Source organism: Streptomyces sp. HUAS MS02, from assembly GCF_055702265.1.
Window position 1 is genome coordinate 9,212,740 of the sequence record NZ_CM146747.1, and the last position, 26,459, is coordinate 9,239,198.

The 26,459-nt window shown below is 72.3% G+C and carries 21 protein-coding genes and 2 pseudogenes; 10 read left to right on the forward strand and 13 right to left on the reverse strand.

The genetic code is table 11. The annotated features are described in order from the left end of the window. Positions 1-204: 204 nt before the first annotated feature. The 4 genes and pseudogenes from aspA to ACZ9QC_RS39765 form a co-directional block, all read left to right on the forward strand. The gene (aspA, locus tag ACZ9QC_RS39750) at positions 205-1,617 is read left to right on the forward strand and encodes an aspartate ammonia-lyase (RefSeq protein ID WP_472917552.1); all 1,413 of its coding nucleotides are present in this window, start codon (positions 205-207) and stop codon (positions 1,615-1,617) included. After that, positions 1,617-2,537 (forward strand): glutaminase, encoded by a 921-nt coding sequence (locus tag ACZ9QC_RS39755; RefSeq protein ID WP_472917553.1) that lies wholly within the window; start codon positions 1,617-1,619, stop codon positions 2,535-2,537. The genes aspA and ACZ9QC_RS39755 overlap by 1 nt, the downstream gene beginning before the upstream one ends. A gap of 160 nt (positions 2,538-2,697) precedes the next feature. Continuing rightward, positions 2,698-4,086 carry a polyprenol phosphomannose-dependent alpha 1,6 mannosyltransferase MptB gene (gene mptB / locus ACZ9QC_RS39760; protein ID WP_472921943.1) on the forward strand — a complete coding sequence of 463 codons (1,389 nt, stop codon included), beginning with the start codon at positions 2,698-2,700 and terminating at the stop codon, positions 4,084-4,086. 251 nt (positions 4,087-4,337) lie between these two features. Continuing rightward, positions 4,338-4,940 (forward strand): annotated as a pseudogene (locus ACZ9QC_RS39765) (glycosyltransferase 87 family protein); the annotation flags it as partial. Positions 4,941-5,215: 275 nt separating this feature from the next. Here the strand turns inward: ACZ9QC_RS39765 and ACZ9QC_RS39770 are convergent. After that, a complete protein-coding gene (locus ACZ9QC_RS39770) occupies positions 5,216-6,454 on the reverse strand; it encodes a D-alanyl-D-alanine carboxypeptidase family protein (RefSeq protein WP_472917554.1) in 1,239 nt (412 codons plus the stop codon). 80 nt (positions 6,455-6,534) lie between these two features. Beyond that, the gene (gene rho, locus ACZ9QC_RS39775; protein ID WP_472917555.1) at positions 6,535-7,677 is read right to left on the reverse strand and encodes a transcription termination factor Rho; all 1,143 of its coding nucleotides are present in this window, start codon (positions 7,675-7,677) and stop codon (positions 6,535-6,537) included. A 383-nt stretch (positions 7,678-8,060) separates the two neighbouring features. Here rho and ACZ9QC_RS39780 point away from each other — a divergent pair, with 383 nt between their 5' ends. Further along, positions 8,061-9,845 carry an alkaline phosphatase family protein gene (locus ACZ9QC_RS39780; RefSeq protein WP_472917556.1) on the forward strand — a complete coding sequence of 595 codons (1,785 nt, stop codon included), beginning with the start codon at positions 8,061-8,063 and terminating at the stop codon, positions 9,843-9,845. 30 nt (positions 9,846-9,875) lie between these two features. Here ACZ9QC_RS39780 and ACZ9QC_RS39785 read toward each other — a convergent pair whose 3' ends face one another. Continuing rightward, positions 9,876-11,462 (reverse strand): alpha-amylase family glycosyl hydrolase, encoded by a 1,587-nt coding sequence (locus ACZ9QC_RS39785; protein WP_472917557.1) that lies wholly within the window; start codon positions 11,460-11,462, stop codon positions 9,876-9,878. Between the two features lie 64 nt (positions 11,463-11,526). On the opposite strand from ACZ9QC_RS39785, the gene ACZ9QC_RS39790 reads away from it, so the two are divergent. Beyond that, positions 11,527-12,342 (forward strand): class I SAM-dependent methyltransferase, encoded by an 816-nt coding sequence (locus ACZ9QC_RS39790; protein WP_472917558.1) that lies wholly within the window; start codon positions 11,527-11,529, stop codon positions 12,340-12,342. A gap of 21 nt (positions 12,343-12,363) precedes the next feature. Here the strand turns inward: ACZ9QC_RS39790 and ACZ9QC_RS39795 are convergent, their stop codons facing one another. The 9 genes from ACZ9QC_RS39795 to ACZ9QC_RS39835 form a co-directional block, all read right to left on the reverse strand. Further along, entirely contained in the window at positions 12,364-13,119 is a 756-nt protein-coding gene (locus ACZ9QC_RS39795; protein WP_472917559.1) for an alpha/beta fold hydrolase, read from the reverse strand. Between the two features lie 253 nt (positions 13,120-13,372). Continuing rightward, a complete protein-coding gene (locus ACZ9QC_RS39800) occupies positions 13,373-14,533 on the reverse strand; it encodes a serine hydrolase domain-containing protein (RefSeq protein WP_472917560.1) in 1,161 nt (386 codons plus the stop codon). Between the two features lie 102 nt (positions 14,534-14,635). Continuing rightward, on the reverse strand, positions 14,636-15,064 hold the full coding sequence (locus ACZ9QC_RS39805; protein WP_472917561.1) for a nuclear transport factor 2 family protein: 429 nt from the start codon (positions 15,062-15,064) through the stop codon (positions 14,636-14,638). A gap of 10 nt (positions 15,065-15,074) precedes the next feature. Next, positions 15,075-16,043: an acetylxylan esterase gene (locus ACZ9QC_RS39810; protein ID WP_472917562.1), complete on the reverse strand. Its 969-nt coding sequence runs from the start codon at positions 16,041-16,043 to the stop codon at positions 15,075-15,077. A gap of 100 nt (positions 16,044-16,143) precedes the next feature. Beyond that, the gene (locus tag ACZ9QC_RS39815; RefSeq protein ID WP_472917563.1) at positions 16,144-17,769 is read right to left on the reverse strand and encodes a solute symporter family protein; all 1,626 of its coding nucleotides are present in this window, start codon (positions 17,767-17,769) and stop codon (positions 16,144-16,146) included. After that, a complete protein-coding gene (locus ACZ9QC_RS39820; RefSeq protein WP_472917564.1) occupies positions 17,763-18,164 on the reverse strand; it encodes a DUF485 domain-containing protein in 402 nt (133 codons plus the stop codon). Before ACZ9QC_RS39820 ends, ACZ9QC_RS39815 begins: the two co-directional genes overlap by 7 nt. Positions 18,165-18,325: 161 nt before the next feature. Then, entirely contained in the window at positions 18,326-18,910 is a 585-nt protein-coding gene (locus ACZ9QC_RS39825; RefSeq protein ID WP_472917565.1) for an Rv1733c family protein, read from the reverse strand. Positions 18,911-19,108: 198 nt separating this feature from the next. Next, positions 19,109-19,900, reverse strand: coding sequence for a ferredoxin reductase (locus ACZ9QC_RS39830; RefSeq protein WP_472921944.1), 792 nt, complete (start codon positions 19,898-19,900; stop codon positions 19,109-19,111). A 10-nt stretch (positions 19,901-19,910) separates the two neighbouring features. Continuing rightward, a complete protein-coding gene (locus ACZ9QC_RS39835) occupies positions 19,911-20,516 on the reverse strand; it encodes a sulfite oxidase-like oxidoreductase (protein ID WP_472917566.1) in 606 nt (201 codons plus the stop codon). Between the two features lie 343 nt (positions 20,517-20,859). Here ACZ9QC_RS39835 and ACZ9QC_RS39840 point away from each other — a divergent pair, with 343 nt between their 5' ends. From ACZ9QC_RS39840 to ACZ9QC_RS39855, 4 genes and pseudogenes are all read left to right on the forward strand, one after another. Further along, on the forward strand, positions 20,860-21,612 hold the full coding sequence (locus ACZ9QC_RS39840) for a GNAT family N-acetyltransferase (RefSeq protein ID WP_472917567.1): 753 nt from the start codon (positions 20,860-20,862) through the stop codon (positions 21,610-21,612). 489 nt (positions 21,613-22,101) lie between these two features. Beyond that, positions 22,102-22,878: a putative protein N(5)-glutamine methyltransferase gene (locus ACZ9QC_RS39845; RefSeq protein ID WP_472917568.1), complete on the forward strand. Its 777-nt coding sequence runs from the start codon at positions 22,102-22,104 to the stop codon at positions 22,876-22,878. A 159-nt stretch (positions 22,879-23,037) separates the two neighbouring features. Continuing rightward, positions 23,038-25,059 carry an FAD-dependent oxidoreductase gene (locus tag ACZ9QC_RS39850; protein WP_472917569.1) on the forward strand — a complete coding sequence of 674 codons (2,022 nt, stop codon included), beginning with the start codon at positions 23,038-23,040 and terminating at the stop codon, positions 25,057-25,059. Between the two features lie 80 nt (positions 25,060-25,139). Further along, positions 25,140-25,679, forward strand: a pseudogene (locus ACZ9QC_RS39855) (PadR family transcriptional regulator); the annotation flags it as partial. A 171-nt stretch (positions 25,680-25,850) separates the two neighbouring features. Here the strand turns inward: ACZ9QC_RS39855 and ACZ9QC_RS39860 are convergent. Beyond that, positions 25,851-26,387, reverse strand: coding sequence for a hypothetical protein (locus tag ACZ9QC_RS39860; protein ID WP_472917570.1), 537 nt, complete (start codon positions 26,385-26,387; stop codon positions 25,851-25,853). Positions 26,388-26,459: the final 72 nt, after the last annotated feature.

Genomic DNA, 26,459 nt, shown 5'->3' on the forward strand with positions numbered 1-26,459 from the left:
GAGCCCACGGACGGCTCTGAGAGCCACATGCCGGACCGGGCCTTCGACCCGGGCCCGCACACGGATCCCGAGGACATCTGAACCCCTGACCCCCGAGATCACGTCTCCCTTCGAACCGTCTTCCGACGGCGCGGCCCCACCAGGGCCGCGCCCGACGAGGACGGGCCACCCGCACCCGCCTCAAAGAAGAGGACCCGTACCACCATGACCGCCGCAGCGACCCGCAGCGAACACGATCTGCTCGGAGACCGTGACGTCCCCGCCGACGCGTACTGGGGCGTCCACACCCTGCGCGCCACGGAGAACTTCCCCATCACGGGCACCCCGATCTCCGCCTACCCCCACCTGGTCGACGCCCTGGCCGCCGTCAAGGAGGCCGCCGCCCGCGCCAACGAGGAACTCGGCCTGCTCGCCCCGGCGAAGGCCGCCGCGATCATCGAGGCCTGCCGGGAGATCCGCGACGGCAAGCTGCACGACCAGTTCGTCGTCGACGTGATCCAGGGCGGCGCCGGCACCTCCACCAACATGAACGCCAACGAGGTGATCGCCAACCGGGCGCTGGAGCTGTTGGGCCACCCCAAGGGCGAGTACCGGCACCTGCACCCCAACGAGGACGTCAACCTCGGCCAGTCCACCAACGACGTCTACCCGACCGCCGTCAAGGTCGCCACGGTCTTCGCGGTGCGCGGGCTGCTCAAGGCGATGGCCGTCCTCCAGGACTCCTTCGCGGCCAAGGCCGTCGAGTTCCGCCAAGTGCTCAAGATGGGCCGCACCCAGCTCCAGGACGCGGTCCCCATGACGCTCGGCCAGGAGTTCTCCGCGTTCGCCGTCATGATCGACGAGGACCGCAGCCGCCTCGCCGAGGCCGTCGAGCTGATCCACGAGATCAACCTGGGCGCCACCGCCATCGGTACCGGCCTCAACGCCCCCGCCGGCTACGCCGAGTCGGCCCGCCGCCACCTCGCCGAGATCACCGGGCTGCCGCTGGTCACCGCCGCCAACCTCGTCGAGGCCACCCAGGACTGCGGCGCGTTCGTGCAGATGTCGGGCGTGCTCAAGCGCATCGCGGTCAAGCTGTCGAAGAGCTGCAACGACCTTCGGCTGCTCTCCTCCGGTCCCCGCGCCGGCCTCAACGAGATCAACCTGCCTCCCGTACAGGCCGGTTCGTCGATCATGCCCGGCAAGGTCAACCCGGTGATCCCCGAGGTCGTCAACCAGGTCGCCTTCGAGGTCATCGGCAACGACGTCACCATCACCATGGCCGCCGAGGCCGGACAGCTCCAGCTCAACGCCTTCGAGCCGATCATCCTGCACTCCCTCTCGGAATCCCTCACCCACCTCCGCGCGGCCTGCCTCACCCTCGCCGAGCGCTGCGTCGACGGCATCACCGCCAACGAGGACGAACTGCGCGCCGCCGTGGAGAACTCCATCGGCCTGGTCACCGCCCTCAACCCGCACATCGGATACACAGCCGCCACCGACATCGCCAAGGAGGCCCTCGCCACCGGCCGGGGCGTGGCCGAACTCGTCCAGGAGAAGGGCCTGTTGCCCGCCGAACGACTCCGGGAACTGCTACGGCCCGAGGTCCTCGCGGGCAGCGGCGCACCGCCCGCCTGATGGGCACCCCCGCCTTCGGGCCGATCCTGGAACGCATCGCCGAGGAGATCGAACGGACCCCGGGCCGGGGTCGGCCCGCCGACTACATCCCGGCGCTCGCGGCCCGCGACCCGCGCAGCTTCGGCATGGCCGTCGCGGAGCCCGACGGCACGGTGTACGGCGTGGGGGACTGGCGTGAGCCGTTCTCCACGCAGTCCATCACCAAGGTCTTCACCCTCGCGCTCGATCTGGAGCGCGAGGGGGACGCCCTCTGGGAACACGTGGGCCGCGAGCCCTCCGGCAACCCCTTCAACTCCCTCGTCCAACTGGAGTACGAGAGCGGCATCCCGCGCAACCCGTTCATCAACGCGGGCGCCCTCGTCGTCACCGACCGCCTGCACACCCGAACCGGCGACGCGGCGGGCACGCTGCTGTCCTTCCTGCGCACGGAGAGCGGCAACCCCGACCTCGACTTCGACCCGGAGATCGCCGCCTCCGAATCCGACCACGGCGACCGCAACGCGGCCCTCGCCCACTTCATGGCCGCGTACGGCAACATCGACAACCCCGTACCGGTCCTCCTCGACCAGTACTTCCGCCAGTGCTCCCTCACCGCCTCCTGCGCCGACCTCGCCCTGGCCACCACCTTCCTGGCCCGGCACGGCGTCCGCGCCGACGGCACCCGCCTGCTGACCCGCAGCCAGGCGAAGCAGATCAACGCGGTGATGCTCACCTGCGGCACGTACGACGCGGCCGGTGACTTCGCGTACCGCGTGGGCCTGCCCGGCAAGAGCGGCGTGGGCGGCGGCATCATCGCGGTCGTGCCCGGCCGTTGCACGCTCTGTGTGTGGAGCCCCGGGCTGGACGAGCGCGGCAACTCGGTGGCCGGAGTGGCGGCGCTGGACCGGTTCACCACCCTGACGGGGCTGTCGATCTTCTGACCCTCCCCGCCCGAGGCCCGCAGCCCAGGCCCGCCGCCCCGGTACCGCGGTCGCCGGCCGGGGCGGCGGGTTCACTCCTGGTCACGTGCCGGTACCCGCCCGGAAGGCGCGGCGTCGCTTCCGCGCCACCCGGCGTTGACAGCCTGACCGAGTGTTGGCCATCGCTTTCCCCGTCGACCTGCGCCGCTGTCAGGCACTCGGCCTGGCCGGAACCGCCTTCCTCGCCCTCGGAGGCGAGACCGCAGGAGCCCTGCCCGTGCGGGAGCTGCTGTCACCGACCTCGGGGCGCGGCGCGCTGGGGCTCGTCGGCGTCTACTTCGGCGTCGTCCTGCTGACAGCCGCCTGGGCGCTGCTCGGCAAGGTGATACGCGGCCCGGAGCCACCGACTCCGCGCGCCCTGCTGCTCGTTCTGGCCGTCTGGGCGGCACCGCTGCTGCTCGCGCCCCCGCTGTTCAGCCGGGACGTCTACAGCTACCTCGCCCAGGGCGCCATGGTCGACGCGCACATGGACGTCTATCTGCACGGGCCCGCCCGGCTCGGCGGACCGCTCGCCGACGAGGTGGCCCCGATGTGGCGGCACACCGCGACCCCGTACGGCCCGGTCTTCCTCGCCCTGGCCTCCGGGCTGTCCGCGCTGACCGACGGCCGGATCCCGGCCGGGCTCATCGGGATGCGCCTGATCGCACTGCTCGGCGTGGCGCTGATGGCCGTGGCACTGCCCCGCCTCGCCCGGCACAGCGGAACCGACCCGGCGGTCGCGCTCTGGCTCGGCGCGCTCAACCCGCTCGTGCTCCTGCACCTGGTGGCGGGGGCCCACAACGACGCGATGATGCTGGGGCTGCTGGGCGTCGGGTTGGTGCTGGCGCGGGGCCGTTGGTATCTGGTCGGCGTCGTCCTGATCACCCTCGCTGCGCTGGTGAAGGCACCCGCCGCGCTCGGGCTGGTGGCGGTGGTGGTGATGCGCGGTCGTGGGGGATGGATTCGGACCGTTGTCGGGACCCTGGCCGTCGCCGTCGGCACCACGGCCGCCGCGACCGCCCTGACCGGCACGGGATACGGCTGGATCGCCGCGCTGCGCACCCCCGTGTCACCCCAGAACTGGTCACCCACCACCGTCCTGGGCCGCGCCACCGCCACCCTGCTGCACGACCTCGGCAGCGACCTGGCCCCCCTCGCCCTTCCGGCCTGGCGCGCCGCCGGACTGCTGCTGACCCTCGCCGTCGTCCTGCACATATGGTTCCGGCTGCGCCCCGGCCCGGTGTACGCGCTCGGCCTCAGCCTGGCGGCCGTGGCCGCGCTGGGCCCGGCGATCCGCCCCTGGTACGCCCTGTGGGGCCTGTTCCTCATCGCCGCGGCCGCCCGGAACGTCTCCGTGCAGCGCCGGGTCGCGGCCGCCAGCGGGGTGCTCGCGCTCGCCGTCCTGCCGAGCGGGAACCCGGCGGACACCGAGCAGTTCGTCCTCGCGGTGTGCGGGGGAGTGCTCGCGGTGGTCGTGCTCTGGCAGGCCGAACTGGCCTCCCGGGCGCCGGCCCTGGAGCGGACGGCATGAGCGAACCGCGCCCGAGGCGGCTTCGGCCACGCACCGAGCGGGCCCGCGTCCTCCTCGTCCTCGTGTCGGCCGTGGCCGTCACCGCCTTCACCGCGACCGTCCCGCTGCTGCGCGGCTTCTTCGACCTGCGCGTCTACCACGGTGCGATCGACCACTGGGTCCACCACGACGGCCGCCTCTACGACTACCTGGTACCGGGCACGACCTACGGCTTCACCTATCCGCCGTTCGCGGCCGTCGTCATGCTGCCGATGGCGCTGGTCGGACTGCGCACCGCGATCGTGCTGTGCCTGGGGCTGAACCTGGCGGCACTCGCGGCCGTCCTGCGGCTACTGGCCGGCCCGGCGCCCAGCCGCCACGGCTGGTTCGGCGTCTCCCTGCTTCTCTGCGCGCTCGCGCTGTTCGAACCGTTGCGGGACACCTTCAGCTTCGGGCAGGTGAACCTCCTGCTGCTGGCCCTGGTCCTCGCCGACGCCCGGCTGCTGGCCACGGGCCGGGGCCGCTGGGCGGGCGTCGGCATCGGCCTGGCGGCGGCGGTCAAGCTGACGCCCGCGATCTTCATCGGACTGCTGCTGCTCGCCCGGCGGTGGCGGGCCGCCGGGCTCGCGACGGCCGTCGCCGCGGCCGCCACCGCGGCGGCGGCCTGGATCGCCCCGGCCGCCTCGCGCTTCTACTGGACCGAGGCGCTGTGGGACACCAGTCGCGTCGGCCGCCTCGACTACGTCTCCAACCAGTCGTTGCAGGGTGTCCTGGCTCGGCTCGTGGCACCGCACGAACCGAGCCGCGCCGTGTGGGCGGCGCTGGTGCTCGTGGTGCTGTGCGTGTGGGTGTGCCGGGCCCGTGCGGCGGTACGAGCCGCCGACTGGACCGCCGCCTTCGCCCTTACCGGGCTGACCGGCTGTCTGGTCAGCCCGATCACCTGGGTGCACCATCTGGTCTGGCTGCTGCCGGCCTTCGCCGTCCTGCTCAGACACCGTCGGCTGCTGCCGCTCACGGCGGCGCTGTACGTGGTGCTGTGCAGCAGCGTCGTGTGGCTGTGGTTCGACGACGCGTCCGGCGTCGGCGGCTTCGTCGGCAGCAACACCTATGTGTGGATCACGCTCGGTCTGCTGCTGTGGCTGCCGGTCGGTCAGCCCCGGGCGGACCGGCCGATCCTGAGGCGCAGTGCCAGGGCCACGGCCGCCGCGCCCACCCCGGCCGCGCCCGCGATCGCACCCACCACCGGCCAGTCGGGAACGGTCACCCCGGCCGCCTCCGCGCGGGTCACGGGCAGTGGTCCGGGGCCGGCCTGAGGCGCCGCCGCCGGGCGCGGCGGCAGGAGCGAGCCCACGGCGTCCACCTGCCCGGCGGCGTCGAACCCCCAGTCGAGCAGGGAGCGCGCTTCCTCGTACACGGCGAAGCCGCCGGACTCGGGGCGCATCACCGTCACCACGAGGGTGCGCCCGCCCCGTTTCGCGGCGGCGATCAGCGTGTTGCCCGCGTTGGTGGTGTAGCCGTTCTTGACGCCGATCAGTCCCGGATAGCGTTCCACCCCGGCGCCGGTGAGCAGCCGGTTGGTGTTCTGGATGCCGTACGACCAGCCGCCCGCCGGGAACTTCGCGGTGGTCGTGGCGCAGTACCCGGCGAACTCGGCGTTGCGCAGCCCCGCCCGTCCGAACACCGCCAGGTCGTAGGCGGACGACACCTGACCGGGCGCGTCGTAGCCGTCGGGGGAGACGACGTGCGTGTCGCGGGCGCCCAGGGCCCGGGCCTTGGCCCGCATCTGACGGGCGGTCGCCTTCCAGCCGCCGTTGAGGTGGGCCAGGACGCGTACGGCGTCGTTGCCCGAGCTGAGGAAGACCCCGCGCCAGAGGTCGGCGACGGTGTACGTGCGGTCCTCCTTGACGCCGACCAGGCTGCTCCCGGCGCCGATGCCCGCCAGTTCCTCACTCTTCACCGTGTGTCTGAGACCCGCCGGGAGGCCCGGCAGCACGGTGAGCGCGAACAGGGTCTTCAGGGTGCTCGCGGGCGGCAGTCTGCGGTGCGCGTCGTGCGCGGCGAGGACCGCGCCGCTGTCGGCGTCGGCCACCAGCCACGACACCGCGGACACGTCCGGCACCTCGGGCGCCCCGGCCCGCGGCCGCACCTGTGTCCCCTGCCGGTACAGGGACGGCGACCCCTGCGCGGCCTTGGCGTCCTGCGCGTCCGTCACGGACCGGGGGCCGGTGGCTACCGGGTCGGTCACGACGGCCAGCGCCCCGAGCGCGCAGACGGCGGTGCAGCACACGGTGAGGCGGGCCGCACGGGAAGCGCGGGCGCCACGGGAGGCGCGAGCGGCACGGGGAGCACGAGGAGCACGAGGAGCACGGGATGAGAATCCGATGGTCATACCGCAAACGTAGGAAGGGGGGTGCCGTACTCCCGGATGCCAGGGCCGAGCGCACGGATCGAGCACCCGGATGCCGCATGTCATGCCGCCGGCAGCGTGGGCCGCACCTGCCGCAGGAAGGCGGCGTTGTCCGGTGTGGCGCGCATCCGCTCCAGCAGCGTCTCCAGGTTCGTCTGCCCCTCGCGTGACCGCAGGGCCTGCCGCAGACCGCGTACGGCCGCCAACTCGCCCGCTGTCAGGAGGAGTTCCTCGCGGCGGGTGCCGGAGGGGGTGATGTCGACGGCGGGGAAGACCCGCCGGTCGGCGAGGGCGCGGTCCAGGCGGAGTTCCATGTTGCCGGTGCCCTTGAGCTCCTCGAAGAAGAAGCCGTCGGCGCGGGACCCGGTCTCCACCAGGGCGGTGGCCAGGATGGTGAGGGAGCCGGCCTCCTCGGTCAGCCGAGCGGCGCCGAAGAGCCGCTTGGGGCCGTGCAGGGCGGCGGCGTCCACTCCGCCGCTGAGGGTGCGGCCGCCGGACGCGGCCGCGTTGTTGTGGGCCCGGCACAGCCGGGTCAGGGAGTCCAGGAGGATCACCACGTCCTCGCCCTGCTCGACGAGCCGCTTGGCGCGCTCCACGACGAGTTCGGCGAGCGCGATGTGCTCCTTGGGGGACCGGTCGAACGTCGAGGCGTACACCTCGCCCCGTACGGAGCGCCGCATGTCGGTCACCTCCTCGGGCCGTTCGTCGAGCAGCACCACCATCAGGCGGGCCTCGGGGTGGTTGGCGGCGATCGCGGCGGCCACCTGCTGCAGCAGGACGGTCTTGCCGGTCTTGGGCGGGGCCACGATCAGCCCGCGCTGCCCCTTGCCGACGGGCGCGACGAGGTCGACCAGACGGCCCGTCAGACCGCTCGCCGGGTGTTCGAGCCGCAGCCGCTCGCGGGGGTGCAGTGGGGTGAGGTCGCGGAAGTGCGGGCGGGCGCGCAGCTCTTGGGGCGTACGGCCGTTGATCCGCTCGACCTCGGTGAGGGCGCGTCGGCCGTCGCGCAGGCCCTCGACGGTGTCGCCCTTGCGCAGGCCGTACCGGCGGATGAGTGGCGCGGGGACCTGTGGGTCGGAGGGGGTCGGCAGGCAGCCGTCGACGCGCAGCTGCCCCTGCCCGCCCTGCGTGGTCTCCAGGACGCCGGTGACCCGGACCGGCGTCCGAGGTTCGCTGGAAGTGCGTTCGAGTGTGGTGGTGGTCATGAAGGGAGGTCCTTTCGAGGACATGGGGAAAACGCTTGGGAGGGGAGGGGAAGGCACACACCCGGAGTGAGGTCGAGCCGTGCACGGCCGCGTCGCGAGAAGCGGCCCGTGCGTCGCGGGTGGTTGCGGTGAAGCCGACGGCCGGTCGGGAATCGACGGGCGGTGCGGTGAGAGAGATCTCGGGATCCACGGGATCCGAGAGGGAGTGGCAACGGCGCCCGAGAAGGGGCGATACACACGTGCCGTTTTGACTGTACCACCATCGGTGGCCGGCTGTGGAGAGTTCCTTACCGATGGCTTACCCGTGGTCGTTGAACTGATCTGGCGGAGCCCCCGTACAGATGGGGGCACCGCCAGCGGTCTTCGCACGGAAGGAACGTCGCGTGTCGCTCTTCACGCGCTCCAGCCCCCCACCCGACACGGACGAGACGAGCAAGCCCTCGACCGAGGACACACCGCCGAAGACCGTCGACCCCGTCCGCCGATGGCGCGGCTACCGGACGGCGTTCCGGACGAAGTACCCGGTCGCGGCGCGGAGCGTGTCGTGGGGCGTCACGGGACTGGCCGCCGCCCTGGTCCTCTTCGCGCTGCTGATGCCCGGCAAGGCCGAGTACTTCGAGGCACGGCAGTTCCTGCGGCTCCCCGTGGAGCCGATCCTCGCCGCCGCCCTGATGCTGGTGCTGCCCCGGCGGCCGAGGCTGGTCGCGGCGGTCGTCATCGGGCTCGGCCTGGCCGCGCTGGTGGTCGTGAAGGCACTCGACATCGGCTTCAACCAGTTCCTCGGCCGGGGCTTCAACGTCGTCCTCGACTGGGGCCTGCTGGACGACGCCGAGTCGTACGTCCAGGACACACTCGGCCCGACGGGCGCGACGGCCGCCGTGGCCGGTCTCGTGGTCCTGGTGCTGCTGCTGTTCGCCGTCATGGCGCTGGCGGTCGTGCGGCTCGTCGCCGTCCTGGTCCGCGACCGGGACCGGGCGACCCGGGGCACCATCGTCGCCGGGACCGTGTGGATCACCTGCGCCGCGCTCGGCCTGACGCCGATCCAGAACACGGCGGTCGCCTCCAGGAACACCATCGGTTTCGTGCAGGACCGCCTGGACCGGGTGCGGGAGACCCTGCGGGACGAGGCCGCGTTCGCCAAGGAGGCCAAGAAGGACAAGTTCGCCGATGTGCCCGCCGACCGGCTGCTGACCGGGCTGCGCGGCAAGGACGTCATGATCACCTTCATCGAGAGCTACGGCCGCGCGGCCCTGGAGGACCCGGCCATCGCACCGGGCGTGACCGCGGCCCTCGACGAGGAGGACAAGGCCCTGACCGAGGCCGGGTTCGCCGCGAGGAGCGGCTGGTTGACCTCCGCGACGTACGGCGGCAGCAGCTGGCTCGGCCACTCCACGTTCCTGACGGGCCTGTGGATCGACAACCAGAGCCGCTACCGCACGGTCACCGCCGGCGAACGCCTCACCCTCCCCGGCGCGTTCCACAAGAGCGGCGCCTGGCGGACGGTCGGCATCGTGCCCGGCGTGCAGAAGAACTGGCCGGAGGGCGACTTCTACGGCCTCGACAAGGTCTACGACTCCCGTGATCTCGGCTACCAGGGGCCGAAGTTCAGCTGGTCGACCATGCCCGACCAGTACGCCCTCACCGCCTTCGAGCGCCTGGAGGCCGCAAAGAAGGGCGACAAGCCGCTGATGTCGGAGATCATCCTGACCTCCAGTCACCAGCCCTGGGCACCGCTGCCGAAGATGGTCGGCTGGGACGAGGTCGGCGACGGCTCCGTCTACCGGGACATCGAGAAGGCCGGCAAGGACCCCGCCGACGTCTTCACCGACCCCGTCAAGGTGAAGGAGGAGTACGGCAAGTCCGTCCAGTACTCGCTGCACAGCCTCCTGCGGTACGTGGAGAAGTACGGCGACGAGAACACCGTCCTGGTCTTCCTCGGCGACCACCAGCCCATGGCGAGCGTCAGCGGCAACGGCGCGAGCCACGACGTACCGGTCACCGTCGTGGCCCACGACCCGAAGGTCCTCGACCGGATCGCCGACTGGGGCTGGTCCGACGGCCTGCGGCCCGGCGACGACGCCCCGGTCTGGCGCATGGACACCTTCCGCGACCGTTTCCTGACGGCGTACGGCGAGGAGCCGAAGAAGGCCGGCTCGCCCGCGCCGTAGATGTGCCGAGCCGGCGAGTGCCCGCGCCGGCTAGCCGTCGAGCTCGAAGATCCCGTATCCGAAGCCCTGTGCGGTGATCGTGCCGTCCGCGATCTCCACGCCCCGCCCCTCCAGGGCGCCGCGGACGGCGTGCTCGTACGACCAAACGGCCGTGCTCCGACGGGGGTTGACCACCACCAGACAGCGCCCGCCCCGGACGTACACGAACGGACTGCCGGTGTGCAGCACCTCCACCGAGCCGCCGGAGCCCAGTTCGGGGGTTCGGCGGCGCAGGGCGATCAGGCGGCGGACGAGGTGGAGGAGCGAGGCGGTGTCGGCGCGCTGGGCGGCGACGGTCGGGCGGTCGGGGGAGGGGTCGAGGGGGAGGTAGAGGCGGTCGGCGGGGGCGGTGGAGAAACCCGCGTTCGGGGTGTCGTCCCACTGCATGGGGGTGCGGGAACCCGCGCGGTTGTAGCCGGGGCCGAGGACGCTGCCCTCCTTGTCGGGCAGGCCCGGAAGGTAGCGCATGCCGATCTCGTCGCCGTAGTAGATCGCCGGGAGCGTCGGCCAGGTCAGCTGGAAGGCGAAGGCCGCGGGCAGCTGTTCGGGCGTACGGGGGCCGCAGTTGAGCCGGGAGAAGTCGTGGTTGGCGCTGGGCAGGGAGATGAAGCCCGTGTCGCCGACGGCCGATGTCGCCTGCCGCCAGGCATCCACGAACGGGCCCGGTGAACCTCCACCGCTCGCGTCGAAGAAACAGTCGAGGGGGTCCCAGTTCTCGTGGACCGTGCCCGCGCTGTTGTTCCACAGCGAGCGCAGGGCGAGACCGTCGGTGGGGCCGCCGAAGTGGAGGAAGAAGTCGGCGTGGAAACCGGCCGGGATCGACACCTCCGGCTCGCCCCACTCGGCGAGCAGCACGGCGTCCGGGTGCGCGGTGTCCAGCCAGTGCCGCAGTTCGGTCCAGACCCGGGCGGTCTCGGCCCGGTCCGGATCGTCCTTCACGAGTGAGGCGGCCATGTCGACGCGGAAGCCGGAGAGACCGAGGCCCAGCCAGTGGTCCATGATCGTACGGAGGGCCTCGCGGTTGGCGCGCGGCCCGTCGGCGTCGACCGGCAGCCGCCACGGCTCGGCCGGATTGCCGCGCGCGTAGCCGAAGTTGAGGGCGGGCTGGGAGTCGAAGAAGTTCGGCAGGTACGACCCCGGCCGGGTGCCGGGGGAGGCGACGAAGCCCTCGGGCCTGCCTTGTGCCGTCCAGATGTAGCGGTGGTCGTCCGGGTCGTTCGCGGAGGCCCGGAACCACGGGTGGTCGATCGACGTGTGCCCGGCGACGAGATCCAGCAGGATCCGGATGCCCCGGCGGCCCGCCGCGTCGACGAGCCTCGCCAGGTCGTCGTTGGACCCGTAACGCGGGGCGACGTTCAGATAGTCCGCGACGTCGTACCCGGCGTCACGGAACGGCGAGACGAAACAGGGGTTCAGCCAGACGGTGTCGACGCCCAGCCAGGACAGATGGTCGAGACGGTCGGTGATCCCGGCGAGATCCCCGATGCCGTCCCCGTCGGAGTCGGCGAAGGACTGCGGATAGATCTGGTAGAAGACGGCGTCGGCCAGCCAGGTCGGGGCGGGACGGAACGAAGTCATGCCCCGGACCCTAGGCGAGAGTCCGCGCCCGGCGCTGCCCCGAGCCAGGGCCTAAGCTGAGGTGATGTTCACCCCGCAAGGCCCCAGCCTCCGCGAACTCGCCGTTCAGGCGCTCTCCTCCGTCGAACACGGCTACGACCTGCTCGCGCCCAAGTTCGATCACACCCCGTTCCGTACCCCGGACTCCGTCCTGGAGGCGGTCGAGGCGGCCCTGTCGTCGATGGGCCCGTTCGAGGACGGCCTCGACCTCTGCTGCGGCACCGGGGCCGGGATGGAGGTGCTGCGCGAGGTCTGCCGGAAGAGCGTCACCGGCGTGGACATCAGCGCCGGGATGCTGGCGGTGGGCAGGGAGCGGGTGGGCTCCGGCACCACCCGCTCCCCGGTCACCCGCTTCCCGGGTCCCGGGGAGTCCTCCGGCAGCCGGTCGGGCCCCGGGGGCGCCTTGGCCGCGGGCGAAGGCCCCGGCCTCTCCTGGGTGCGCGGAGACGCCCTCGCCCTGCCCTTCACCTCGGCCTTCGACCTGGCGGTCAGTTTCGGCGCGTTCGGGCACTTCCTGCCGGAGGAGCTGCCGCGCCTGTTCTCCGAGGTCCACTCCGTCCTCAGGCCGGGCGGGCGCTTCGCGTTCCCGCTGCCGGCGCCCGCCCCGCCACGCTCCCCCTGGTACTGGGCGGCCCTCGGCTTCGATACCGCGATGCGGGTGCGCAACGCGGTCTGGCGGCCGCCGTTCGTCATGTACTACCGGCCGTTCCGGCTCGGTCTCGTACGGAGCGAGCTGGAACGCGTCGGCTTCGAGGTGGAGTTGTTCGCGCTTCCCGAGTTCGGCCGACGGCCCGACGGCAGCCCCCGCTGCCGCATGGTGGTGGCCACCCGCAAGGGCTGACGCGAAGCCGTCGGCCAAGCCTCAACGAGTCGACTTCGCCGCCGACTTGATCAGTGCGGTCACCATGTCCGGGTGCGACATCATCGCCACGTGCGAGGAGTCGACCTCGATCGTGTGCGAGCCCGCCCGCTTCGCCTGGAAGCGTTCCAGCGCGGGGGAGATGGTCTTGTCCTGGGTGGCCACCAGGAACCAGGAGGGAATCGTGGGCCACGCCGCGGCCTGCGCGGAGGACCCGAACGCCGCCACGCTGACCGGGCGTTGGGACACCGCCGACACCGAGGTCGTGGAACGCGGGAGGTCGGCCGCGAACACGTCGTGGAACTTGTCCGGCTTGATGGCCACGTCATGGTGGCCGGCCCCGTCCGGAAGCGCCTCCAGCGCCGGGTTGAGCTCGGAGCCCGGGAAGCGGGCCGCCAGTTCGCCGAGCGCCTCGCCCTTGTCGGGCATGAAGGCAGCCAAGTACACCAGCGCCTTCACCTCGGGCACGGACGCGGCGGCCTCGGTGATGACGGCGCCGCCGTAGGAGTGCCCGACGACGATCTTGGGACCGTCGACCGTGTCGAGGAGCCAGGAGAGGTACGCGGCGTCCGATCGCAGGCCCCCCAGCGGGTCGGCCGGGGCGACGACCGGATAACCGGCCTTCTTCAGCCGTGAGGCGACGCCGGACCAGCCGGAGGCGTCCGCGAACGCGCCGTGCACCAGGACGACGGTGGGCTTCGGCGACGTCCGGTCGGGCGAGGGGGCGGCGGCCGACGGGACGACCGTGGCGGTGAGCACCCCGCCTGTGACGACGACGCCCAGGACGAGAGGGCGGTGATGTCTGCGTATGCGTGTGTCAGCTCCTGAGAAGTCGAGAAATCGGCGTCGAAGGACCGCTGTTCGCCGCGGGAGCGGCGATGGACCGCAGTTCGCTCGGGGGCGATGCCGGCACCGGTCGAGGTGCGGGAATCGCCTGAGCGTGCACTGACGCGAGACTCTCCGTGCCGGGGCGGCCGGCCCCTCACGAACGCGGGGCGGGCCGCCCCGTGGGTCACAGCGCGCTGTAGAGCGCGTCGACGAGCGCCATCTTGCGCGGGTCGTCGGCGATGTGCGGACCCATCCGGTTCATGACGTAGCCGAGGGAGACACCGGCCTCCGGGTCGGCGAGACCGCAGGAGCCGCCGTAGCCGTCGTGGCCGAAGGCCCTGGGATTCGGCCCGTACGAGCCGTGCGGGCCGCTCAGCCACAGCCCCAGCCCGATCTCCGTGTCCCGGCCGAACCCGGCGCCGAGCACCAGGTCGCGGCAGGCTCCCTGTCCCTCACGGACCCGCTCGGCCGCCTGCGCGGACAGCACCTCCCGGCCGCCCCAGGTGCCGCGCAGCGCGAGGATCCCGTACAACGCGGCCACCGCCCGCGCGGTGCCGTGGCCGTTGGCGGCCGGCACCTCGGCGGCCCGCCACTCGGCGGTGTTGGCCTCGGCCGCGCCGACCAGCGGGTTGGCGAGCGCGGCCAGCGCGGTGGGTGTCAACTGGGCGAAGACCGCCGCTTGTTCACTGGTCGTCGCGGCCGGCGGATGCACCAGCTCGGCCGCGCGGGACGCCTGCGCCTCCGGCAGTCCGACAGTGAAGTCGACACCGAGCGGACCGGTCACCTCCCGCGCCAGGAACGCGCCCGGCAGCAGCCCCGACACCCGCCGGACCACCTCGCCGACGAGGAAGCCGAACGTCATGGCGTGATACCCGGACACCGTGCCCGGCTCCCACCACGGCTCCTGCGCGGCGAGACGCTTGACGGTCAGCTCCCAGTCCAGGAGCTGCTCGAACGACAGGGGCTCACGCGGCCCCGCGAGCCCCGAGCGGTGCGACAGCAGATGCCGGACGAGAACGCCCTCCTTGCCGGCCGCCGCGAACTCCGGCCAGTACGCGGCCACCGGGGCGTCCAGGTCGAGCAGACCCCGGTCGGCGAGGATGTGCGCGCACAGGGCGGTCGGGCCCTTGGTCGTCGACCAGACGTTGACCACGGTGTCCCGCTCCCAGGGACGGGTCCGCGCCGCGTCGGCCCAGCCGCCCCACAGATCCACCACGGTCTCCCCGTGCAGTGTCACCGTGACCGCCGCCCCGAGCTCGTCGCGCTCGGCGAAGTTCTCCTCGAACGCGCTGCGCACGGCCTCGAACCGTGCCTCGCAGTGACCCCGCACCTGGGACTGAGACATGGCCCCTCCGTCGTCCACGGCCGTGCGCCGGGACGGACGTCGCCGGCCCCCTGAACGTACCGACTGGTCGGACAGGAGGGAAGGAGTGCGACGGAACCACGGCTACCGCTCCGGCCCCTCCGGCCGCCCGAGCAGGAACATCGGCCGGGCGGGCTCCGTGTGGACCGGGATCAGATGCCAGTAGTCCCGGGACTCCACCGCCAGGCCGGACGCGTCGAACCGGACGAAGACACAGCCCGCGAGGGTCTGCGGGTCCTCGTTGAACTCGGACAGCACCCGGAACTCGGCCACGGCCACGCCGTCCGGGCCGACCATCGGCTCCGAGAACCGCACGTCCACCACCCACTCGTCGGTGAACGACCAGCGCAGGTACTCGGCGAGTTCGTCGTGGCCCCGGTGCGGCTCCCGGAAGGGCATGGAGCGGTGCACGCAGTCCCGCGCGTACAACTCCAGGATCGCGTCGACGTCATGGGCCGCCCACGCCCGCTGCCACACCCCGACGAACCGCTCCGCGGCCTCGGCCGTGTCCATCAGGTCCCCCTCAGATCTGTGCGGCCAGCCAGCGCAGCTTGACCGCCTCCTGGAACGGGCCGCCGCCCTCGTGGTCGTTGAAGTCGTAGACCTCGATGCGCTTGTCGGCCTCGGCCCACGCGTTGAAGGCCGCGAAGACCGTGGACGGCGGGCAGGTCTGGTCCTCCAGGGCCGCCGAGAACAGCGCGGCGGCCCGGCCGCGCGCGGCGAAGTGCACCGCGTCGAAGTAGGCGAGCGTGCGCCCGACCTGCTCCGTGCGGCCGCGGTGGGTCTTGAGGTACTTGCCGATCTCGCGGTACGGATCCCGGTCGGTGATCGTCGTGGAGCGCGGGAAGTCGCACAGGAACGGCACGTCGGGCGCGACCGCCACCAGGTCGGGAACGAGTCCGCCGACCGCGATGGCGATACCGCCGCCCTGGCTGGAACCGGTCACGGCGGTGCGCGCGGCGTCGGTCCGCGGATGCGCGCGGGCGGCCTCCACCGCGCGTACGGCGTCGGTGTAGACCCGGCGGTAGTAGTAGTTCTCGGGGGCGTCGATGCCCCGGGTCATGAAGCCGGGGAAGGCGGGCGCGCCCGCCACCGGGTCGGGGGTGTCGCCGCCCCCGCCCCAGGCGCTGCCCTGGCCCCGGGTGTCCATGACGAAGTGCGCGTAGCCCGCCGAGGCCCACAGGAGATGGGTGTGGGAGAGGCCGCGACCGCCGCCGTAGCCGATGAACTCCACGACGGTGGGCAGTGGTTCGGTCGCCCCGGCCGGGAGGACCAGCCAGCCCTTGACCGGGTGGCCGCCGAATCCGGAGTAGGTGACGTCGTGGACCTCGACCGTCCTCAGGTGGGTCTCGACCGGCTCGAAACGGGCGTCCAGGTCGTGCGCGCGGGCCTCCTGGAGCGTCTTCGCCCAGAAGGCGTCGAAGTCCTCGGGCTCCGTCGAAGCGCTTCGATAACCATGGAGCTCGTCCAGCGGCAGGTCGAACAGGGCCATGAAGGACCACCTTCTGGGTTCTGGGGCGCGGATGATCACACGGTACGTGGGGCGCCGCGGCCCGCCAAGGGGCTCTTCCGGGGGTGCGACGCCCCACGGTTCACCTGTGGCCGGTACCGGCGCCGGTGCTCACCTCCGGTCGGCCGACCAGGGCTTGGACCTCGAAGTCCGCGTAGACGGTCTCCCGCTCCCGGGCCCCGAGACGGGAGCCGAGCCATCCCAGCAGGAAGCCCGCGGGGATCGACACGATGCCGGGGTTCTGCAGTGGGAACCACGCGAAGTCGGCCTGCGGATAGACCGACCCGGGGGTGGAGGAGACCACCGGCGAGAACAGCACCAGCAGTACCGAGGTGGCCAGACCGCCATACAGGCTGAGCAGGGCGCCACGCGCCGTGAACCCCCGCCAGAACAGGCTGTAGACGAGGGTCGGCAGGATGGCGGACGCGGCGATCGCGAAGGCCAGGAACGCGAGCGTGGCGGTGTTGGTGCCCCAGGCGAGGAGGGCGAACAGCATGCTCAGGGCCCCCAGGATCACCGCGGCGATCCGGGCCACGGTCAGCTCCTGCGTCTCCTTGGCCCTGCCCTTGCGGATCACCTCGCCGTACAGGTCGTGGGCGACGGACGAGGCCGCGGCGAGCATGAGACCGGCGGCGACCGCGAGCAGGGTGACGAAGGCCAGGGCCGAGACGATCGCCGTGAGCACCTCACCGCCCAGTTCGTGGGAGAGGAGCAGGACGGCCGCGTCGCCCTTGTGGTCGATGTCGGCGATGGCCTCCCGGCCGACGACGGCCGTGGCGCCGAGGCCCAGCACGCCGGCCATCAGGCACACGAACCCGACCAGTCCCACCGCCCACACCACCGAGGCGCGCAGCACCCTGGTCCGGCGCGGTGCGAACAGCCGCATCATGACGTGGGGGAGCGCGGCGAGCCCGAGCACGATGGCCAGTTGGAGACTGAAGAAGTCGATCTTGCTGATCGGGCCCGCCCCGTAGCGCAGACCGGGCTGCAGGTACTGGTCGCCCAGTCCGCTGCCCGCGGTGGCGGACGCCAGGAGGCCGTCGATGTTCCAGTCGAAGCGGTTCAACACCAGGAACGCGACCACCGTGACCCCGGCGACCAGCATCACGGCCTTGACCACCTGGATGAACGTCGCGCCGGGCATCCCTCCGATGGCCGCGTAGATGGTGACGATGGAGCCGATGATGATCACGATCATCGTGCGCGTGGTCGGGCCGGGTTCGCCGACGAACTGTGTCATCAGCGCGATGCTGCCGACCAGTTGGGCCACGAGGTACAGGGTGCACACGGAGAGCGTGCAGACGGCGAGCGCCAGCCGGACCTGCCGCTGCCGCAACGGGAGCCGCCGGGCCAGGGCGTCGCCGAGGGTGAACTTCCCCGCGTTGCGCAGGGGTTCGGCGATGAGCAGCAGCACCATCATCCAGGCGACGACCGTGCCGCCGAGGTAGAGCAGACCGTCGTACCCGGTGAGGGCGACGAGGCCGGTGCTGCCGAGCAGGGTCGCGGCCGAGAGGTAGTCACCGCACATGGCGAGGCCGTTGCGCAGGGGCGACATGTCACGGTTGCCGAGGTAGAACTCGCCGATCTCGTCCCGCTGCGGCGCCGTCAGCAGGGCGGTGAACAGGGTGATCACGACGACGGTCAGGAACAGCACGAACGTCAGCCGCAGGCTGAACGCGTCGGCCACGCTCGCGGAGAAGGTCACCATGCGCCGAACCGCCGTTCGGCCCGAACCTGCCGCTGCTCGGCCTCGTGCTCCTCCATCTGGGCACGGAGCCGCCGGACGACCGGGTCGATGTTCTCGCGCATGTGCCGGAGGTACAGGAACGCGGTCAGGCCCATGACGGCGAACTGCGCGAGGCCCAGGGTCAGCCCGAGCGTCAGATGTCCGGTCAATCGCTGATTCATGACTCCTGGCGCGAAACTCGACAGGAGGACGTACGACAGGAATGCACCGACGGACAATGCGGTCGCCGTTATCCCGAATCTGTGAAATGACGAGCTAATTGAACGAAATTCAGGATGGGAGTGGATGGGCTGTCGGCTTGTCCGTGCGGGGGGAGGCGGGGCCGAACTGCCGTACCGTGCCTCATGGTTGGACACAATGCACCCTCTTCGCTGCCTTATGCCTGGGGGGAGAAAGCGGAGTATGGCAGCAAGGCAATTGAAGTATCAACTGCGTCGGAGGAGTGGATATTGTGGATTTTCCGGGGTGGCCGACATGCATCGCGCAGCTATGAGCTGAGAATTGTTCTTGTCCTGTTTCAGGCCCAGCGGTGTCCCCAGTCGGGCCCCGTCCGCGCCCACTCCCGCTCCCATTCGGCGAGCCGGTGCCGAATGGCGATCCGGCGGACCACGAGGTGTCCCAGCAGCACCACGGCGACGGCGCCGCCCGTGGCAAAGGTCCCCATGGCCAGCGCGTGCTGCCAGACGGCGGTGTCGGTCGGCGGCGGGTGGACGCTGCGCCCGGCCTCGTCCAGCCACACGTCGGCGCGGTCTCCGCGCTCGGTGCCCGCCGACACCCGGGCCTCACCGGTGCGGGAGCCGCCGTCGGGTTCGGTCCAGCGCGCCCCCACCCAGTACTTGGGCTGCCTGTCGCCGTGCGCCGATGGCACGGAGGCCGGCGCCCGCTCGACGACCACGGCGCTGACCCGGTCCAGCGTGGCGCGCTCGGCGGCGGCGTGTGCCCGCGCGTCCCCGTGGGCCCACCGGCCCACCACGACCCCGAGGGCCGGGGCGCCGAGGACGAGCAGCAGCACGACGCACAGCACCGTCCACGCCTCGACGACGTCCGAGCGTCGCCGCAGCGGGTTGGCGCGCCAACGCCACCCGAAGACCTGGCCTCGCATCTCGCCCTCCCTCACCGGCACGGCCCTCAGATACGAGAACCCCGGTTAGGACTGGTCCGCACTTCCGGTGTACCCGAAAGAGGCCGGGATGGCATGGTTTGCGCCATGAATCATGGTGGAAAGGCCGGATCCGCGGGGTGTGCGGCGTCGGACGCTCCGGCCGGACTGCCCGGCCCGGCCGTCCGGGACGCGTGAGGGTCAGCCGAACCGCTCGATGCGGATGCGGTCCACCGGCTGTCCCGCCGCCACCAGCAGCCGAGAGGCGTGCTCGGCGAACGCGTTGGAGCCGCACACGTACGCCTCCCACCCGCCCGGTGGCCGCTCGGCCAGCACCGGCGCCACCTGCGACGCCGACAGCCGCCCCACCGGCACGCCCTTGGGTGCCCGCCGGGTGAACACGGCCGTGGTCTCCGCGCCGTACTCCGCCGCGTAGATCAGCTCCTCCGGTCCGCGCGCGGACACCAGCAGCCGCAGGGGCACGTCGAGCGCCCGCCCGCGGTGGTGGCGGAGCATCGACATCAGCGGTACGACACCGGAACCGGCCCCGATCAGCAGCGCGGGCCGGTCCCCGGGCCAGGCGAAGAAACCGCTGAGCGGGCCGCGCACCTCCACCACGTCGCCCGGCCGGGCCTCGGTGTGGAACCAACCGGAGACCTCACCGCCCTCGACGTGGTCCAGGGTCAGCTCGATGTGCCCCGTGTCGTCCGGCGGGGACGCCAGCGAGTAGTGGCGCTGCGCCGTGTAACCGTCACCGGCGGTCAGCCGCAGCATCAGGTGCTGCCCCGGCAGATGTCCCGCCCACCCGGGCACCGCGAACCGGAACGTGGACACGGCGGGCGTCTCCCGTCGGATCTCCGTCAGGGTGGCCGTCTGCCACCGGGCGGCCTCCCGGTTGCTCACGGCGATACGGCCGGGCACGGCGAACCGGGTGGGCGGCGAGAAGGGCGGATGCGCCGCTGTCGTCTCGGTCGGTGCGGTCGGCTCTGTCACCGCTGTCGTCTCAGTCACCGGAGTACCGCTGTTCCTCCCACGGGTTGCCCCGCGCGTGGTACCCGTTCTGCTCCCAGAAGCCGGGCTCGTCGTGGTCGAGGAGCCGCAGGCCCGCGATCCACTTGGCGCTCTTCCAGAAGTACAGGTGCGGCACCAGCAGCCGCGCCGGACCGCCGTGCTCGGCGGGCAGCGGCTTGCCGTCGTACTCCCACGCGATCCAGGCACGTTCGCCGGTGAGGTCGGCGAGCGGGAGGTTCGTGGTGTAACCGCTGTGCGAGTACGCGACCACGTGCGTGGCGGACGTGGCGGGCCGGACCACGTCCCAGAACGCGTCCAGCGAGACGCCCCCGAAGCGCACCCCGAACTTCGACCAGCTCGTCACGCAGTGGATGTCGCCCTCGTACACCGAGGCGGGCAGTGCGTGCGCCTCGTCCCAGTCCCAGGTCCGGGGCTCCGCCACCAGACCGTCGATCCGGAACGTCCAGTCGGCGGGCGCGAGGTCGGGGGTGACCTCGGCCGACAGGACGGGCCAGTCGTCGCCGGCGTCGTACTGGCCGGGTGGCAGTCCTGGGTGGTGGACGCGGGGGCGTCCGGTGAAGCCTCGGGTGACGTTCATGGGGGTCCAACGTGACGGCGGTGGTTGCTGAGTCATACAACCGTACGTGCCGCCGAGGCATGCCCCGGCCCCGGGGCGGGTGGCGATCATTGCGGCCGCGTGAACTCTGCACAGCGCCGGGAATAGGGCCGCGACGATCTTCCTTGCCGCCAGTGGCAGGACGAGCGAGCCGGCTGGTTCCGACGGCAGCGGGCCGTCCGGACTTGGCGCGCGTACGGGCTGTACGGGCTGTACGGGCGCGTGGCCGGGCGGTCGGCCCGCACGGGCGGGCCTGGCGGTCGGGCGGCCGGGCCTGATGGCAGCGGAGTTGAACAGAGTGGCGCAGAGTGGAGTGGGAGAGCGCATGACCGAGTACGCGACGGGCGGCGGCAAGGGCACGGACACCGTGCCGCACGTCCTCGACAACCCCGCCCGCGCCTCGCTCACCGGGCCGCACGCCCACTTCGCCGAGCGGTGCGGCCGGGTGCTGCGCTATCCGCTGGACGTCTCACCGTGGCTGGGTCTCCCCGACGAGCCGGACGCCGACGACTGGGCCGACCTCGCGGCGCTGGCCGGCCCCGGTGCCGAGGTCCCGGTCCCGGCCTACAGCGGGGGCTTCCCGGCCGACTGGGAGGTGACCTTCGACCTGGAGGGTGTGCAGCTCGTGGACGACGGCGTCGCGGCCGCCCCGGACGAGGAGGCCGTACGGCTCGGCCCGGCCGACGTACCCGAGATGCTGGACCTGGTCGAACGCACCCAGCCGGGCCCCTTCCTGCCCCGCACGATCGAACTCGGCACGTACCTCGGCATCCGCCGGGGCGGCGCGCTGGTCGCCATGGCCGGTGAGCGGCTGCACCCGCCGGGCTGGACCGAGATCAGTGCGGTCTGCACCGACCCGGCCTTCCGGGGCGCGGGCCTCGCCACCCGGCTCGTCCTCGCCGTGGCCCACGGCATCCGGGAGCGCGGCGAGACCCCCTTCCTCCACACGGCCGCCACCAACACGACGGCCATCCGGCTCTACGAATCCCTCGGCTTCCGCCTCCGCCGCACCACCCGCTTCATGGCGGCCCGGGTGCCGGCGGTGGCCGGGGCGGGGGAGGAGCCGGTGGGCGTGTAGCGGGGAGCGGTGCGGGGGGCGTCGCCCGCCGGGCCGGGTGGTTCGGATACGGGCACGCCGGTGCGGGTCGGGCTCCCCGACCTGGCGAGCGGCATCGTCGCCCAAGGCCCGGACGCCGGGTCGGGCGGTCGTCCATGGGAACGTCGTACGGCGTGCGGTGACGGGTCGGTCGGCTGTGCGGCCGAGGCGGTGGTCGATGCGGAAGCCGAGGCGATGGCGGAGACGGTGGCCGGGCTGTCGGCCGTGCGTGGGGCGGGCGTTCGGCGTCGAACGCCGTGCCTCCAAAGGGCCCGACGGAGCCGCTCGGACCCCCACCGGTCGGTCGTGACCATGGGGTAGGGTTGCCGGGCCAGTCAGCACGTGGACCCGGGAGGTGAGACCCATTACCGCTGTAGCAGGTCGGGTGCTCTCCCCTCGACGCGGCGCGGTGCGTCGCCGATAGGTCACCGCGGAGCGCCCTTCGGCCCACCGAAAGGCTCCTCGGCTGTCATGCCACTTCTCTCCCCCACCTCCGTCGTCACGGCACTGCGCGCCGCCGGTTGCGTCTTCGCCGAGGACGAGGCGGAGTTGATCCTCTCGACCTCCCGCACCCCGGACGAGGCCGCCGCCATGGTCGACCGGCGCGTCGCGGGCCTGCCCCTCGAACTCGTCCTCGGCTGGGCGGAGTTCGCCGGCCTGCGCATCACGGTGGAACCCGGCGTCTTCGTCCCCCGCCGCCGCACCGAGTTCCTCGTCGAGCAGGCCCTCGCCATCGCCCCCCGCGCCCGTGTCGTCGTCGACCTCTGCTGCGGCTCCGGCGCGGTGGGCGCCGCCCTGGCCGCGTCGCTCGACGGCGCCGAACTGCACGCCGCCGACATCGACCCGGTGGCGGTCCGCTGCGCCCGGCGCAACCTCGCGCCCTACGACGGCCACGCCCACGTGGGCGACCTCTACACCGCGCTCCCCGACCGACTGCGGGGCCGGATCGACATCCTCGCGGCGAACGTCCCCTACGTCCCCACCGGCGAGGTCCCGCTCCTGCCGAGCGAGGCCCGCGACCACGAGCCCCTGGTCGCCCTCGACGGCGGCACGGACGGCCTCGACGTCCTGCGCAGGGTCGTCGCCGAGGCCCCCGACTGGCTCGCCCCCGGCGGCTGCCTCCTCGTCGAGACCAGCCGCCGCCAGGCACCGCTCGCCCTCGACACCTTCCGCCGCTCCGGCCTCACCGCCCGCACGGCCGTCGCGGAGGAGGAACACGCCCACGTGGTGATCGGCACCAGAGCCTGAGGTCCCACCCGCCGGGTCCACGCGCCTGCCCCACCCGCCCGGCCCCTCGCGGCTTCCCGCACCTGATGTGGCCTTGCCCTCAGTCATTGTGCAACTAGTTGCACAATAGCCGTGGCGTCGCCTACAACCTTGCTGACGACGCCACACACGGAGGGCCCCATGAGCCGTTACCCGCATCTGCTGAGCCCGCTCGACCTGGGCTTCACCACACTCCCCAACCGCGTGCTCATGGGCTCCATGCACGTGGGCCTGGAGGAGGCCGAGCGCGGCTTCGAGCGCATGGCGGAGTTCTACGCCGCCCGGGCGCGCGGGGGAGTGGGCCTCATCGTCACCGGCGGCATCGCGCCCAACGAGGCAGGCCGTCCGTACGAGGGCGGCGCCAAGCTCACCACCGACGCCGAGGCCGACCAGCACCGCGAGATCACCGACGCCGTGCACCGCGAGGGCGGCCGGATCGCGATGCAGATCCTGCACTTCGGCCGGTACGCCTACCACCGCGACCTCGTCGCGCCGAGCGCCCTGCAGGCCCCGATCAGCCCGTTCGTCCCGCACGCGCTCACCGATGCCGAGGTCGAGCAGACGATCGACGACTACGCGAACGCGGCCCGCCTCGCCCGCCGGGCCGGGTACGACGGCGTCGAGATCATGGGCTCCGAGGGCTATCTGATCAACGAGTTCATCGCCGCCGCGACCAACCACCGCGACGACCGCTGGGGCGGTTCGTACGAGAACCGGATGCGTTTCCCCGCCGAGATCGTGCGCCGGGTGCGCGAGGCGGTCGGCGAGGACTTCATCGTCGTCTACCGGCTGTCGATGCTCGACCTGGTCCCCGGCGGCTCCACCCTCGACGAGGTGGTCACACTGGCGAAGGCCGTCGAGGCGGCCGGGGCGACCATCATCAACACGGGCATCGGCTGGCACGAGGCCCGTATCCCCACCATCGCGACCTCGGTGCCGCGCGGCGCGTACACCTGGGTGACGAAGAAGCTGATGGGCGAGGTCTCCGTCCCGCTCGTCACCACCAACCGCATCAACACCCCGGAACTGGCCGAGGAGTTGCTCGCCGACGGCCACGCCGACATGGTGTCCATGGCCCGCCCGATGCTCGCCGACCCGGACTTCGTCAACAAGGCGCGCGAGGACCGCTCCGACGCCATCAACACCTGCATCGGCTGCAACCAGGCCTGCCTGGACCACACCTTCAGCGGCAAGATCACCTCCTGCCTGGTCAATCCGCGCGCCTGCCACGAGACGGAACTCGTGCTCTCCCCGACCCGGCGGCGCAAGCGCGTCGCGGTCGTCGGCGCGGGCCCGGCGGGACTCGCCTGCGCGGTGAGCGCGGCCGAACGCGGGCACGAGGTCACCCTGTTCGACGCGGCGAGCGAGATCGGCGGCCAGCTGAACGTCGCCCGCAAGGTCCCCGGCAAGCAGGAGTTCGACGAGACGCTGCGCTACTTCCGCACCCAGCTCGACGCACACGGCGTCGACGTACGCCTGGACACCCGGGTCACGGCCGACGACCTCACGGCGACGGCGTACGACGAGGTCGTCGTCGCCACCGGTGTCACCCCCCGCACCCCCGAACTTCCCGGCGTCGACCACCCCAAGGTCCTGGGCTACCTGGACGTCCTGCGCGACGGCGCCCCCGTCGGCGACCGCGTCGCGATCCTCGGCGCCGGCGGTATCGGCTTCGACGTCGCCGAGTTCCTGACCGACGGCGGGGAGAAGACGAGCGAGGACCCGGCCGCGTACTTCCGGCAGTGGGGCGTCGACATGGACTACCGCGCCCCCGGCGGTCTCGCCGCCCCCGAGCGGCCCGCGCCGCCGCGCTCGGTCCACCTGCTCCAGCGCAAGACCACCAAGGTCGGCGCCGGACTGGGCAAGACCACCGGCTGGATCCACCGCACCGAACTCAAGCACCGCGGCGTCACCATGGTTCCCGGCGCCCAGTACGACCTGATCGACGACGCCGGGCTGCATGTCACCGTCGACGGCGTCCGCCAGGTGCTGGAGGTAGACACGGTCGTCCTGTGCACCGGTCAGGACCCGCGCCGCGACCTCTACGACGACCTGATCGCCGCCGGGCGCTCCGCGCACCTCATCGGCGGGGCCGACGTGGCGGCCGAACTGGACGCCAAGCGGGCGATCAAACAGGGGACGGAGCTGGCGGCGGCACTGTAGAAGGCGGTCGCGGGCGTCTGCTCGAGGGGGGCGGACCTCCGGCTGAGGGGGCGGGCCTCCGGTCTTCCTAGGATGAGCCCATGTCACTCCCGCACGCGATCCTCACCGCCCTGCTCGAGAAGCCCTCGTCGGGCCTGGAGCTGACCCGGCGGTTCGACAGGTCGATCGGCTACTTCTGGTCGGCCACGCACCAGCAGATCTATCGCGAGCTCGGGAAACTGGAGGGCGAGGGCTACATCCGGGCCCTGCCCTCCGAGCGGCCCGCCCGGGGCCAGAAGAAGAGCTACGAGGTGCTGCCCGCCGGCCGGGAGGAACTGGCCCGTTGGACCTCCGCGCCCCAGGACCCCAAGCCCTGGCGCGACGCGCTCTTCGTCCGGCTGCGCGCCGCCGCCGTGGTCGGCACCGACGGCCTGGAGGACGATCTGCGGCGCCATCTCGCGTTGCACCGACGGAAGTTGGCGGAGTACGAGCAGATCGAGAAGCGGGACTTCGGGCCCGGCCGGGACACCGCCCAGGACCGTCTCCAGCATCTGATCCTGCGGGCGGGGATCGATCTGCAGACCTTCTGGACGCAGTGGCTGAGCAACGCCCTGGAGGAGTTCTCGACGCTGCCGGGGGACACCGGCGGCGGCGAGGACGGCGGTGGGGCGGGCGCCGCGGAAGAGGTCGGTGCGGAAGACATGAGCGGGAAAGGCGTGAGCGTGAAGGACCTGAGCGCGGAAGGCGGCGGCAGGGTGGGGGGCGGCCGCGGTGAGGAAGAGCGCGCGAGGGAGGAGTAGCGGGCCCGGTGGTCACAGACGGTGCGGCTTGGCCCGGCGGCGCAGGTACCAGACGGCAGCTCCGGTGCCCAAGGCCACCAGCGCCCCGCCGCCGACGAGGGTGACGGTGCCGTACTCCCGGGTCGCGCCGCCGACGCCGCCCATGACGCCGCGCGCGGGCGAGGCCGTCGTGGAGATGGTCGGGGTGGCCGCCGTGACGATGACGGACTGGGTGCCCGCCGTGGTCCCGTCCTTGCACACCACGATCACGGTGTACGTGCCCGGGCCCACGTTCTCCCACGACGCGGACTGGGCGGTGCTGGTGCCGGTCAGGGTCACCTGACGCCCCTGGGAGAAGTTCGCCTGTCCGCCGGAGAGCAGCGAGGCGGTGCCGAACGTGCCGTTGGTGCTGTCGGGGCAATCGCTCGTGGTCACGCTGACCGAGGAACCCGTGGTGCTCACCGAGATGCCCGTCGGCACCGCCGAGGCCGGCTGCGCGGTCAGGGCGATCGGCAGCGCGGCGGCGGCCACCGTCAGGCCGGAGCGGAGGAGTAGCTGAGACGTACGCATGGTCTGCCCTCCAGCGGCACGGTCGCGGCACATCCCTTGCGCCGCCGAGGTTCGGGGGACCCGTGCTGCCTC

Excerpts from the sequence above, each read along its gene's own strand:
- aspA (WP_472917552.1), top strand. The coding sequence starts at position 205 with ATGACCGCCGCAGCGACCCGCAGCGAACACGATCTGCTCGGAGACCGT.
- ACZ9QC_RS39755 (WP_472917553.1), top strand. The coding sequence starts at position 1,617 with ATGGGCACCCCCGCCTTCGGGCCGATCCTGGAACGCATCGCCGAGGAG.
- ACZ9QC_RS39770 (WP_472917554.1), bottom strand. The coding sequence starts at position 6,454 with ATGACCATCGGATTCTCATCCCGTGCTCCTCGTGCTCCTCGTGCTCCC.
- rho (WP_472917555.1), bottom strand. The coding sequence starts at position 7,677 with ATGACCACCACCACACTCGAACGCACTTCCAGCGAACCTCGGACGCCG.
- ACZ9QC_RS39785 (WP_472917557.1), bottom strand. The coding sequence starts at position 11,462 with ATGACTTCGTTCCGTCCCGCCCCGACCTGGCTGGCCGACGCCGTCTTC.
- ACZ9QC_RS39790 (WP_472917558.1), top strand. The coding sequence starts at position 11,527 with ATGTTCACCCCGCAAGGCCCCAGCCTCCGCGAACTCGCCGTTCAGGCG.
- ACZ9QC_RS39800 (WP_472917560.1), bottom strand. The coding sequence starts at position 14,533 with ATGTCTCAGTCCCAGGTGCGGGGTCACTGCGAGGCACGGTTCGAGGCC.
- ACZ9QC_RS39805 (WP_472917561.1), bottom strand. The coding sequence starts at position 15,064 with ATGGACACGGCCGAGGCCGCGGAGCGGTTCGTCGGGGTGTGGCAGCGG.
- ACZ9QC_RS39810 (WP_472917562.1), bottom strand. The coding sequence starts at position 16,043 with ATGGCCCTGTTCGACCTGCCGCTGGACGAGCTCCATGGTTATCGAAGC.
- ACZ9QC_RS39815 (WP_472917563.1), bottom strand. The coding sequence starts at position 17,769 with ATGGTGACCTTCTCCGCGAGCGTGGCCGACGCGTTCAGCCTGCGGCTG.
- ACZ9QC_RS39825 (WP_472917565.1), bottom strand. The coding sequence starts at position 18,910 with ATGCGAGGCCAGGTCTTCGGGTGGCGTTGGCGCGCCAACCCGCTGCGG.
- ACZ9QC_RS39835 (WP_472917566.1), bottom strand. The coding sequence starts at position 20,516 with ATGAACGTCACCCGAGGCTTCACCGGACGCCCCCGCGTCCACCACCCA.
- ACZ9QC_RS39840 (WP_472917567.1), top strand. The coding sequence starts at position 20,860 with ATGACCGAGTACGCGACGGGCGGCGGCAAGGGCACGGACACCGTGCCG.
- ACZ9QC_RS39845 (WP_472917568.1), top strand. The coding sequence starts at position 22,102 with ATGCCACTTCTCTCCCCCACCTCCGTCGTCACGGCACTGCGCGCCGCC.
- ACZ9QC_RS39850 (WP_472917569.1), top strand. The coding sequence starts at position 23,038 with ATGAGCCGTTACCCGCATCTGCTGAGCCCGCTCGACCTGGGCTTCACC.
- ACZ9QC_RS39860 (WP_472917570.1), bottom strand. The coding sequence starts at position 26,387 with ATGCGTACGTCTCAGCTACTCCTCCGCTCCGGCCTGACGGTGGCCGCC.